The organism is Streptomyces sp. NPDC029296, from assembly GCF_055569255.1.
This window is the reverse complement of the sequence record NZ_JBVHXT010000007.1, coordinates 20859-32533: the sequence shown is the minus strand read 5'-3', so window position 1 is coordinate 32533 and position 11675 is coordinate 20859. Positions and strand designations below refer to the sequence as shown.

The window sequence follows — 11675 nt, the reverse complement described above, 5'->3', positions numbered from 1 at the left end:
GGCGCCGTGAAGGACAACGAGGAACTGGTGTGCCGCGCCGTGCTGTTCGATCTGGACGGCGTCCTCGTGCGGTCGGAAGCCGCGGTGGAACGGTCCTGGACGGCGTGGGCGCTCGACCGGGGCCTGGAGCCGGCCCGGGTGCTCGCCGCCTGCCACGGCCGGCGGTCCGTCGAGGTGGTCGGCGCGGTCGCCCCGCACCTGGACGCGGCGGCGGAGGCGGCACGCGTGGAGGCCCGGCAGGTCGCCGACACCGACGGCCTCACGCGCTGCCCGGGCGCGGACGCCGTGCTCGGCGCGCTGTCCGGCGCGGCCTGGGCCGTGGTGACCTCGGGGACCCGGGCCCTGGCCCGCTCCCGGCTGCGCGCCACCGGGCTCCCCGTGCCGGACGTCCTGGTCACCGCCGACGACGTCGTGAGCGGCAAACCCGCGCCGGACGGCTATCTGGCCGCGTCCCGGGCGCTCGGCATCGCGCCCGCGGACTGCGTCGTCGTGGAGGACGCGCTCCCCGGGGTCACCGCCGCGCGCGCCGCCGGCATGACCGTCGTCGGGGTGCGGGGTCCGGCCCTCGGTCCCGAGGCGTCGGCGGCGAGGGTCGTCGGCGCCGTGGGCGACCTCGCTCCCCGGCTGCGCGCGGGGCACATCGTCCTGCTGGGCGGCGCCCGACGGGCGCCCCGCCCCGGCTTTCTTCCCGGCGACCCGGCCCACCCCTCACCCACACGTGCGAAGGAGGCGTCATGAGCGGAGATTCGCCCGCCGTCGGTCTGGTGACCGCGGGGTCCGGCGGCATCGGCCGCGCCGTGGCCGAGGAACTGCTCGCCCGGGGCGTCGTCGACCGGCTCGTCGTCGTCGACGTGAACGAGCCCACGGCGCCGCTGCCCGAGGGGGCCGACTTCCGGCAGTGCGATCTGCGGGACGCGGGCCGGCTCGCCGAACTGGCCGGCGAACTGCCCGCCGAGCTGTCGGTGCTGGTGAACGTGCTCGGCGGCGAGCGACGGCCGTCCGTCGTACCGGTGGCCGACGTGGCCTGGCCGCCGCCGGAGGTCTGGGACGACATCATCGACCTCAACGTCTCGGCCGCCTACCGGCTCACGCGCGCCCTGGCCGACCGGCTCGTCCCGGGCGCGGCGGTGTGCAACGTCAGCTCCATCGCCGCGGCGATGCCGTGGGCGGTCTCTCCCGCCTACGGCGCCGCCAAGGCCGCGCTGGAGCACTGGAGTTCCTCCCTGGCCGTCCTCCTCGCACCGCGCGCGGTCCGGGTCAACCTGGTCCGGCCCGGGTTCGTCTGGAGCCGTCAGTGGGCGGCGGTGGACCGGGCGGAGTTCGAGCGCGTGGTCGCCGACCGGGTCGTCCTGCGCGAGGCACCGCCGTACACCAGCCGGGAGCAGACGGCCGCGGACGTCGCCGCCGCGGTGGCGTTCCTGTGCTCCCCCGACGCCCGGCATGTCACGGGGCAGGCCATCAACGTCGACGGCGGGGCGACGCTCGTCAGGGCCGCCCGATGACGGGTGCCGCCGGCCCGTTCCCGTCCCCGCAGCGGTTTTCAGCCAAGAGAAGGGCACACATCCCCATGCACGAAGAGACCGTCCCCCGGCTGTCCGTGGTCATCCCCACGTACAACCGCGAGAGTCTGCTGGACCGTACGCTCGCCTCCCTGGTCCGGCAGAGCGTCCCGGTGTCGGACTTCGAGGTGGTCGTCGCCGACGACGGTTCCTCGGACGGCACCGCCGAGCTGGTCCGCTCCTACGCGGACCGGCTGCGGGTGCGCTACCACTTCCAGGAGGATCTGGGGTTCCGGGTGGCGGCGGCCCGCAACGGCGGGGCCAGGCTGGCCACCGCCCCGGTGCTGGCGTTCCTCGACACCGGCATGATCGTGGGCCCGGACTGGGTGCGCGCCCATCTCGAGGCCCACGCGTCCGGCCGCCGGCAGGCGGTGCTCGGCTACTCCTACGGCTACAACCCCGCGAATCCGAGCCGGGAGATGGAGGGCATCGTCGACACCCTCCCGCCCGAGGAGGTGGTGCGGCGGCTGATCGACGTGCCGTCCTTCCAGGACATGCGGCTGCCCGACTACGAACGCGTCGGATTCGATCCGGGCCGCATGGCCATGCCCTGGGTGTTCCTGTGGACGCTGAACTTCTCGCTGCCCGCGGCCGAGTTCTGGGCGGTGGGCGGCTTCGACGAGGACTTCACGGGCTGGGGGGTGGAGGACATCGAGCTGGGGTACCGGCTGCACCGCAACGGCACCGCCATGGTGGTCTCCCGTACGGCGTGGGGGATCGAGCTGCCGCACGAGCGGGCGCACGACGAGGCCGCGGTCAGCATCATGCGCAACTGCCAGCGCTTCCTCGACAAGCACCCCGGGGTGCAGACCGAGCTGTACTGGGCGGTGTCCTCGCGCGGTCTCATCGACCCCCTGGAGGTCGAGTGGGAGGACCTGCTGGGCTGGACCTCGGCGGCCGGCAGCCGGGACGCGTCCGATGAACTCGCCGAGGCGACGCGGCACTTGACGGAGCGAGCCGGTGATCCGGCGCGCGTGGCGGTGTTCGGCTGCGGCGCGCGGCTGCCGGCCGAGTGGGCCTTGGCCAACGCGCGGTTCTCCCTCTGCGACTTCGACGAGCGGGCCCTCAAGCAGGCCGTGGACGGCGCCCCCGCCACGGTCGTGGCGTCCCTGCACCTGTGCGGGATGCGCACCCCCTGGCCGGACCGGCGGTTCGACCTCGTGGTGGTCACCTCGCGGCTCGCGGGCGGCCTGTGGGACCGCTGGGGCGCTCAGATCACGGCCGAGGCCAAGCGGCTCGGCGGCGAGGTGCGCACGCCCGGGCCCGACCTCGTGTGAGCCGGTGGCCGAGGCCGGAAAACGCCGACGGCTCTTTATTTTCAGGAACCCTGCCTGAAAAATAAGCGCCCCCGGATCACCGCAAGCGCTTGTCGTCATCGCACCCCCGAGGAGAACCCGCCATGAAAGCGTCGACCGACCGGCCCGCGCAGCAACGCCCCGGAGCACGCGGGGCGCGCGTGCGCACCGCGGCCGTCTTCGCCGTGCACGGTGCCGTCGCCGGCAGCTTCGCCACCCGTATCCCCTGGATCGTCGACCATCTGCGCATCAGCGACGGTTCGCTCGGCGTGGCCCTGCTCGCTCCGGCCCTCGGCTCCCTGGTGGCCATGCCCCTGGCCAGCAGGCTGGTGCACCGGTTCGGGGGGCGCGCGGCCCTGCGTACGCTGCTCACCGCCTGGTGCGTCGCGCTGCTGCTGCCGGCGCTGGCGCCCGACGTGGTCCTGCTGTTCGCCGGACTGCTGGTGTTCGGGGCGGCGGCGGGCATGGCGGACGTCGTCATGAACGCGGCCGGGGTCGAACTGGAGAAGGAACTGGGCCGCTCCGTCATGGCGAGCATGCACGGCATGTGGGGCGTCGGCGGGCTGGTGGCCTCGGGCGCCGGGTCGCTCGCCGCGGCGGCGCGGGTGGACGCCCGCGTCCACTTCGCCGTCGCGGCCGCCGTCCTCGCCTGCGCCGGGCTGTACGCCGTCCAGGGGGTGCTCGACATCAGGCCGCGGCCGGGCCAGCAGGAACCGCCGCGCTTCGCGCTGCCGCCGCGGTCGGCGCTGGCCATCGGCGCGGTCGGTTTCTGCGCCGTCTTCGCCGAGGGCGCCAGCGGCAACTGGAGCGCCCTGTACCTGAGTTCCGTGGCCCATGCCGACGACGGCGTCGCCGCGGGCAGTTACACCGGGTTCGCCTGCGCCCTGGCGGTCAGCAGGCTGCTCGGCGACCATGTGGTCCGGCGGATCGGCGTGGTGAACGCGGTCCGGCTCAGCGGAGCGGTCGCCACCGCCGGCCTGCTCCTCGTCGTGGTGGCGCGCACACCGGCACCCGCCGTCTGCGGCTTCGCCCTGGTGGGCATCGGGGTGGCGGTCGTCCTGCCGCTGTCCTTCGCGGCCGCGGGGGCGGCGGCCACGGACACCAGCCGCACCATCGCCGGCATCGCGACCCTCACCTACACCTCCAACCTGCTCGCACCGGCCGTCATGGGCTTCGTCTCCGACGCGACCTCCCTGCCCGTCTCCTTCGCGCTGGTCGCCCTGCTGACCTTGTCGCTCGTCTTCACGGCCTCCGTGCTGCGTCCGTCCGGCACCCCCGAGAAGGCGGCCCCCGCCGCCTGACGCCGACGGCACCGACGAGACAGCACCCCCAGCCGCCGCCCCCGGCGACCCACCGAGGGCACCGATCGGAGAGACCGCCCGCATGGACCTCAGCACCGACCGCGCCACGCTCCGGCGCGGACGCACCGCCACCTCCCTCCTCTTCCTGCTGTTCGGCGCCGCCCTGGGTGCCTGGACGAGCCGGATCCCCAGTGTGAAGAGCCATCTCGGCCTCGGCGACGGCCTGCTGAGCCTCGCGCTGCTGTCCTTCGCCCTCGGGGCGATCGTCGGCATGATGGTCCTCGGCCGGCTCACCGACCGCTACGGCAGCACCCGGGTCATGGTGCCGACGGCACTGCTGGAGGGGCTTCTCCTCGTCCCGCCGGCCTATATGCCGGACCTCGCCGCACTGATGCTGGCCCTGTTCCTGTTCGGGCTGGTGCACGGGACCCTGAACATCGCCATGAACGCCAACGCGATCGAGGTCCAGCGGGCCTGGGGACGGCCGATCATGTCGTCGTTCCACGCGGTCTACAGCATCGGCGGCTTCCTGGGCTCGGCGGCCGGCGGCCTGTTCGCCCGGCAGGAGCTGAGCGCACGGGCGACCTTCCTCTCGGTGGGCGGCTGTGTCGTCCTCCTGGCGCTCTGGGCGGCCGTCTGGGCGCTGCCGGCCGGTACGGGCGCCACCGCACCGCAGGACGCTCCCGCCGGGTCCGCGGGGCGCGGCGTCATCCGCTCGCCGCAGCTGTGGTTCCTCGGTACGCTGGCGATGTGCGCCCTGGTCGGGGAGGGCACGGCGGCCGACTGGAGCGCCGTCTACCTGCACGAGGACCTCGGCGGCTCGCCCGGCTTCGCGGCGGCGGCGTTCGCCGCGTTCTCGGCGGCGATGACCGCCGGGCGGCTCCTCGGCGACCGGCTCACGGCGCGGTTCGGGCCGGTGGCGCTCGTACGGGCCTGCGGTGTGCTCGCCTCCGTCGGCATGACGGCGGCCCTGATCGTCGGCCGACCGTGGGCGGGGGTCGCCGGATTCGCCTGCCTGGGAGCGGGGATGTCCTGCATCGCCCCCCAGGTCTACTCCGCGGCCGGCCAGCGCGACCCGGCCCGCGCGGGTGCCGCGCTGTCCCTGGTCGTCAGTCTCGGCTACGTGGGCTTCCTCATCGGCCCCATCGTCATCGGCGGCGTCAGCACGTTCGTCGGGCTGCCCCTCGCCCTCGGCCTGCCGGCGCTCCTCGTCTTCCTGGTCGCGCTCGGCGCACCGGCCCTGCGCCCGGCCGCCCGGACGACCGGGGCCCCCGGCCGCACCCAGGATCCCGGGCTGGTGCCCGGCTCCGGACGCGGCTGACCCGGACAGCTCCCCCACCGACTTGCCGTACCGCCTAGCGAACAGAGGGACCGGTGCAGATCATCGAGTGTCATTTCGAGTTCAGCGGATTCGACGACCACCTCGTCAAGGCGGGCACCTCCGTCTACCTGTGGAACCTGGCCCGGCAGTTCCGGGACCAGGGGCACCGGGTCGGCGCGGTCACCCCCGCGCACGGCCTCCTGCCGCTGCTGCGCGAGCGGTACGAGGTCGTCGACCTGGACTGGCGGACGGACGACGCCATCCCGGTACGGCTGGACCCGGCCGAGTGGCCGGGCCGGCCGGAGACGGTGCGCCTGCCGGTGTCCGTGCGCGCCCACCGGATGACCGTCGACGGCATCGACATCGTGCTGCTGAGCGGCGGAGTGCTGGACACCCACCCGGACACCTTCTACCCGCCCGCCGACCTCAAGGGCCACGACCTGACCTATCTGAAGACCCTGGTCTTCCAGGTCGCCGCCGCGCGGTACGTCAGGGAGCGGATCCCGGCCGGCGCGGTCGTGCACCTGCACGAGCCCGTCCACCACTACCTCCTGCCCGCGCTGCTCGCCGGGCACGGCCACCACGTGGTGTCCACGGTGCAGACGAACCTGCCGGTGAACACCAAGGTGTACGGCCCCGAGGTGCGCACGGTCCTGCGCCACGAGGGGGCGGACGCCTCGGTCGCCGACGGTCTGGCGGACCCGCCGCTCGACGGCGGGCTGGAGCGGGCGATGCGCGCCTACCTGCCGCGCACCCTGCTCTACACGGACTCCCCGGAGCGTCCCGGCCACGAGTACCTGCCGGTGCTGGGCCTGGTGTCGCGTTCCGTCGCCGCGCTGGACTTCCTGTCCGACGGGCAGCTGGCGCACGCGCTCACCCAGGCGGGGACCCCGTTCGAGCAGTTGTTCCAGCGGTTGGCCGTGCGCCGGGAACTGCGGGAGCGCACCCACCTGATGACCGTCGGCGGCTGCGCCATCGGCGACGAGTGGCTCGACGTACAGCGGTCCGAGGAGCGCCGCCGGCGCACCCTGGACGCCCTCGGGCTGGACCCCGCGCTGCCCACGATCTACCACAACGCACGCTACTCGGTGCAGCACAAGGGCCAGAAGGAGCTGTTCCGGGGGGTGCGGCGCCTGCTGGCGGAGGGGCACCGGGTCAACGTGCTGCTGCACTGCCTGGCGCCGCGGCCCCCGCGGGACGAGGACCTGGCCGCGCTGGAACGCGACCACGCCGGACTCGTGCGCGTCCGGACCGGTCCGATGAGCACGCCGGAACTGATGGACTGGGCCGCCGCCGGCGACTTCTGCGTCTTCCCGTCCAAGTTCGAGATGGACACCTTCCTGATGGCGATGGGCGAGGCGATGGCCGCGGGCTGCGTGCCCGTCGCGACCGCCCAGCAGGGGATGCGGCACTTCGGGCACACCGACGACCTGGACGCGCCCGGGGCCACCGGGCTGGCGCTGCCCCGCTCGTTCCGGGTGGACGACGAAGCGCTCACGGAGGCGGTGCGGTCCGGCCTGCTGCGCATGCTGACCCTGTGGCGCGAGGACCCGGGGCGGATCGAGACCCTGCGTGCCAACGCCGTGGCCACGGCCCGCGGTTTCACCTGGAAGGCGGCCGCCGACCGCTTCCTCGCCGTGTTCGAGGCCTGTGCCGAGGGGCGCCGCCCGGCGGACGCCACCCCGGTGGTCCGCTCGGTCCTCGCCGGCGGCGACCGCGCACCGCTCCCGGCCGGGCACGGAAGCGCCCACCGCGCCGGGGACACGGTGCGGGTGCGGTGGCAGGGCACCGGCCTCGGCCGGGTCGAGGCCGTGCCGGTCACGCCCGGTGCCCCCGTGGTGGAACTCACCGCGCGAGGAGCCGAAGGCCTGTTCACCGGCGAGGTCCCCGGCCCGGCACCGGAGCTGGCGCTGCTCGTCACCGGCCGCGACGGCAGGTCGGCGTGGCACGCGCTGCCGGTGCGGCACGCCCCCGAGGTGACGGCCACCGGCTCGAAGGTGGTCTACCGGAACCGCTGGATGAGCGTGCGCGAGGACACCACCGTGCGCGAGGACGGCACGCCGGGTCTGTACGGCGTGGTCCACAAGCCCGACTACGCGATCGTCCTCCCCTACGCCGACGGCGGGTTCCACCTGGTCGAGCAGTACCGGTATCCGGTCGCGGGCCGGTACTGGGAGTTCCCGCAGGGCTCCTGGGAGGACCGGCCGGATGCCGACCCCCTCGACCTCGCCCGGGGCGAACTCGCCGAGGAGACGGGGCTGACCGCCGCCGAGATGACCCGGATCGGGCACCTGTACGCCGCCTACGGCTACAGCGACCAGGGCTTCCACGTGATCCTCGCCACCGGGCTCACCCAGGGCGAGCCCCGGCTCGAACCGGAGGAGGCCGGTCTGATCAGCCGCTGGTTCCCCGAGGAGGAGGTGTGGCGGCTGGTGGCCGAGGGCCGGCTCAAGGACGCCCCGTCCCTGGCGGCCCTCGCCCTCCTCCAGCGGCACCCGGCGGCCGGACGGACGGACGTCCCGGCCGCGCACGACGGCAGTTGACACTCCGAAAGGGCACGCATGGAAACCCATGTCCTGGTGGTGCACACCCGGCCGAGACCCGGCGCGGAGGCCGAGTACCACCGCTGGTACGACGACTTCCATCTCGACGAGGTGCTCCGGGTCCCGGGCTTCGTCTCCGCCCGGCGGCTCCAGTTGCTCCCGGGCGAGGCGGGCGGCGACTTCCCGCTGGGTTCCCCGGCCGGGCCCGGCAGCCACCTCGCCCTGTTCACGGTGGAGACCGACGACGTCGACGCCACCATCGCCGCGTTCGAGCGGGCGCGGACATCGATGCGGATCCCCGCCTGCCTCGACCCGGACAGCGTGACCGTGAGTTGGTGGCGTTCCCTGGGCGGGCGCACCACGGTCCCCTCCCCCGCCGGTCCCGGCCGCACGGGCACGGCACCCCTCCCGACGTCGTCCCACAGGAAGGCCCCGTCACCATGAACGTACGGCCGGAACCGATGACCGCGCCGACGCCGCACGCCTCTCGGGACACGGAAGGGGTCCGCGCGGTCCTGCTGGCCGGTGGCGAGGGACGGCGCCTCGGTCCCCTGGGGCGGGGCCGGCTCAAACCCCTGGTGCCGTACGGCGGCACCGCCCGGCTGATCGACTTCAGCCTCGCCAACGCCCGCCGCTCCGGCTTCCGGGACGTGCTGCTGCTCTCCCAGTACGAGGAGCGCCGGCTCATGGACCACCTGCACACCGGCTGGAACCGCGAGCCCGGCTTCCGCGTGCACTTCGGGCCCTACGACCAGGCGTACCGCCGCTCCCCCGGGGCGCCGCCCCCCGTGCTGCCGCGGCGCACCTGGCCGCGGGAACGGGGCACGGCCGACGCCCTGATCAGCAAGGCGGAGCACGTCTTCGAGGGCGACCCGTCCGAGATCCTGGTGCTGCACGCCGACCACGTCTACCGGTTCGACTACGGCGGCATGATCCGCCGGCACCGTGCCTCCGGGGCCGCGCTCACCGTGTCGTACCAGCGCGTCGAACGGCGCTACGTCCACCTCTTCGGCATGGTCGAGTTCGACGCCGGCGGAGACCTGACCCGGTTCGTGGAGAAACCCGCCGACCCCACCAGCGACCTGGTGTTCGCCGCGTTCTGCGTCTTCGACGCCGCGATCCTGCGCCGGTACCTGATCCGGCTGGGACGCACCGACTGGCAGCACGACATCAGCCGGGACGTCATCCCGGCGATGCTGGCCGCCGGTGAGCGCGTGAGGGGCTACGCCGTCGAGAGCCACTGGGAGGACATCGGCACCGTCGACCGCTACCACCGGTCCCACCGGGGACTGCTGCGCCGGCCCCCCGCCCTGCCCCTGACCGACCTGCCGCTCACCGTGCGCCCGGACCTCCTCCCCCGGTTCGTCGAGGACGGCGCGGGCATCCGGTCCAGCATCGTCCGGGACGACCTCGTCAACCACGGTCTCCTGGACCACTGCGTGGCCTACCCCGGCGTGCGCGTCGGCACGGGCGCGACCGTACGGGACTCCGTGCTGCTGCCGGGGGCCCGCATACCCGACGGGGCGCGGCTGGAGTCGGTCATCGTGCTGGAGGACGGCACCGTGCAGCACTGCGACCCGGAGCCCGCCCCCGCCAGGACGGCGTCGTGAGCGCCGCACCCGGGGCCGCGTCCGGCCCGCGCCGTCACGTCGTGGCCGATCTGGGCGGCACCACCCTGCGCATCGGCCGGATCGCGGCCGACGACGGCATCGAGGCGGTGCGCCGGGTCACCACCGACGGCATCGGCCGGCACGGCCCGCAGCCCGCCCGTGCCCTGCAGCGCCGGGTGCTGGACCAGCTCGGCCGGGAGCTGGAGGAGTACCTCGACTCGCCCGACGGCCGGGGCGCGAGCGCGGTGGGCCTCTCCTTCGCCGGACCGATGGCCGGGGACGGCGTCGTCCGCGCGGCCCCCACCCTGTGGGGCGGCGAGGCCGACCCCGTGCACGTCGGCGACCTGCTCTCGGCGCGGCTCGGCCTGCCGGTGCTGGTCGCCAACGACATCACCGCCGCGGCCTGGCGCTACGCCGAGACGGAACCGGATCCCTTCTGCCTCATCACCATCAGTTCCGGCATCGGCAGCAAGGTCTTCCGGCACGGCGAGGTCCTCGTCGACGACCAGGGGCACGGCGGTGAACTGGGGCACTGGCCGGTCGACCTGAGCGAGGACGCGGCGCCCTGCGACTGCGGCGGCCGGGGCCACCTCGGCGCCGTCGCCTCCGGCCGCGGCATCCTGCGGGCGGCCCGCCGCGCCGCCGCGGCCGACCCGCCGGCCTTCGCCCGCTCGGTGCTCGCCGCTCCCGCCGGACACCGTCCGGAGGGCATCACCAACGAGGCGCTGGCCCGGGCCGTCCGCGCCGGCGACCCCTTCGCGACCCGGACGCTGCGCGGTGCGCTGCGCCCGCTCGCCTCGGCCGTCACCTGCCTGTTCACGGCCATCGGCATCCGGCGGTACCTGTTCATCGGCGGTTTCGCCGTCGCCGTGGGAGAGCGGTTCGTCTCCCTGCTGGGCGACGAACTGGTCCGCCAGGGCTGCTTCGGCCTGGACAGCGCCGAGACCCGGGCCATGCTCGCGCTCGGCGCCGCCGACGACGACCACTGCCTGATCGGCATGGGCCGCATGCTCCGGCGGTCCCCGCACCCCACCCCCGTCCTGGAGGACAGCGTATGAGCACCCTGGTCATAGGCAGCGGATTCGTCGGACGGGCCGTCGCCGCGCACCTGCTGCGCTCCGGTGAGAAGGCCGTGATCGCGTCGCGGACACCGCCGCCCGGGGATGCCGGGCACCCGGCGCCGTGGTCGGCCCTCGACGTCACCGACCCGACGGCGGTCCGGCGGGTCCTGGACGCGACGAACGCCGAGCGGATCGTCCTCGTCCACGGACCGTCGGACGTCACCTGGTGCGAGGAGCACCCCGAAGAGGCCCTGCGCGGGCACGCCGGGGCGGCACGCGTCGTGGCGGAGGCGGCCGGTGACAGGCGGATCGTGCTGATCTCCACCGACAACGTCTTCGACGGCACCGCCGAGGCCCCCGACGAGACCACCCCGACGCGCCCCGCCAACGCCTACGGCAGGGCCAAGCTCGCCGCCGAACAGGTCCTCGCCGAACGGGGCGCGACAACGGTGCTGCGGGTGAGCCTGATCTACGGCTGGGAGCCCGCCGCCAGCCCGAAGTGGCTCAACTACTTCTCGTCCTGCGTGCACCGGCTGCGCGCGGAAGAGCACATCACGGCCCCGACCGACCAGTGGACCACCCCGGTGCTCGTCGAGGACGTGGCGGCCGTCACCGCCGCCGTGCTCCCGGCACCGGCGCCCGGACTGCTGCACCTGGGCGGGCCCGAGCGGATCTCCCGTGCCGACTGGGCCCGGCTCATCGCGCGCCGACTCGGCCTGCCCGAGGACCGGGTGACGGGGCAGCCGCGCGCCCTCGGCCGGTACGCGTCCCGGCCCAAGAACACCTGCCTGGCCAGCACCCTGCTCACCGTCCATCCGGCCACGGCGGGCGTCCGGGTGCGCGGAGTGCACGACGGCACCCGCCTCCTGCTGGCCCGCGCGGAACGCGCCGCCGCGCTCTGACCCCGGCCGCTCGCCGCCGAGCCGCCCGCACGGCTCCGTACGACCTCGTGCGGCCCGGAAGCGAGGCGCGCCGCCGGCGCGCT

At 74.6% G+C, this 11675-nt stretch carries 10 protein-coding genes; all 10 read left to right on the top strand.

Features of this window, described 5'->3' with window-relative positions:
- Window positions 1-6 precede the first annotated feature (6 nt).
- The gene (locus tag ACZ4W9_RS08010) at window positions 7-738 is read left to right on the top strand and encodes an HAD-IA family hydrolase (protein WP_467933990.1); all 732 of its coding nucleotides are present in this window, start codon (window positions 7-9) and stop codon (window positions 736-738) included.
- The gene (locus ACZ4W9_RS08005) at window positions 735-1502 is read left to right on the top strand and encodes an SDR family oxidoreductase (RefSeq protein ID WP_467933989.1); all 768 of its coding nucleotides are present in this window, start codon (window positions 735-737) and stop codon (window positions 1500-1502) included. The genes ACZ4W9_RS08010 and ACZ4W9_RS08005 overlap by 4 nt, the downstream gene beginning before the upstream one ends.
- Window positions 1503-1567: 65 nt before the next feature.
- On the top strand, window positions 1568-2836 hold the full coding sequence (locus ACZ4W9_RS08000) for a glycosyltransferase (RefSeq protein ID WP_467933988.1): 1269 nt from the start codon (window positions 1568-1570) through the stop codon (window positions 2834-2836).
- 122 nt (window positions 2837-2958) lie between these two features.
- Window positions 2959-4155 carry an MFS transporter gene (locus ACZ4W9_RS07995; protein ID WP_467933986.1) on the top strand — a complete coding sequence of 399 codons (1197 nt, stop codon included), beginning with the start codon at window positions 2959-2961 and terminating at the stop codon, window positions 4153-4155.
- Window positions 4156-4237: 82 nt separating this feature from the next.
- Window positions 4238-5476 carry an MFS transporter gene (locus tag ACZ4W9_RS07990; RefSeq protein WP_467933985.1) on the top strand — a complete coding sequence of 413 codons (1239 nt, stop codon included), beginning with the start codon at window positions 4238-4240 and terminating at the stop codon, window positions 5474-5476.
- A 53-nt stretch (window positions 5477-5529) separates the two neighbouring features.
- Window positions 5530-8019: a glycosyltransferase gene (locus tag ACZ4W9_RS07985; protein ID WP_467933984.1), complete on the top strand. Its 2490-nt coding sequence runs from the start codon at window positions 5530-5532 to the stop codon at window positions 8017-8019.
- 18 nt (window positions 8020-8037) lie between these two features.
- Complete coding sequence (locus ACZ4W9_RS07980) at window positions 8038-8463, top strand: hypothetical protein (protein WP_467933982.1); 426 nt, start codon at window positions 8038-8040, stop codon at window positions 8461-8463.
- The gene (locus ACZ4W9_RS07975) at window positions 8460-9629 is read left to right on the top strand and encodes a glucose-1-phosphate adenylyltransferase family protein (RefSeq protein WP_467933981.1); all 1170 of its coding nucleotides are present in this window, start codon (window positions 8460-8462) and stop codon (window positions 9627-9629) included. Before ACZ4W9_RS07980 ends, ACZ4W9_RS07975 begins: the two co-directional genes overlap by 4 nt.
- On the top strand, window positions 9626-10687 hold the full coding sequence (locus ACZ4W9_RS07970; RefSeq protein ID WP_467933980.1) for an ROK family protein: 1062 nt from the start codon (window positions 9626-9628) through the stop codon (window positions 10685-10687). Before ACZ4W9_RS07975 ends, ACZ4W9_RS07970 begins: the two co-directional genes overlap by 4 nt.
- A complete protein-coding gene (locus ACZ4W9_RS07965; protein ID WP_467933978.1) occupies window positions 10684-11592 on the top strand; it encodes an SDR family oxidoreductase in 909 nt (302 codons plus the stop codon). Before ACZ4W9_RS07970 ends, ACZ4W9_RS07965 begins: the two co-directional genes overlap by 4 nt.
- The last annotated feature ends 83 nt before the right edge of the window (window positions 11593-11675 follow it).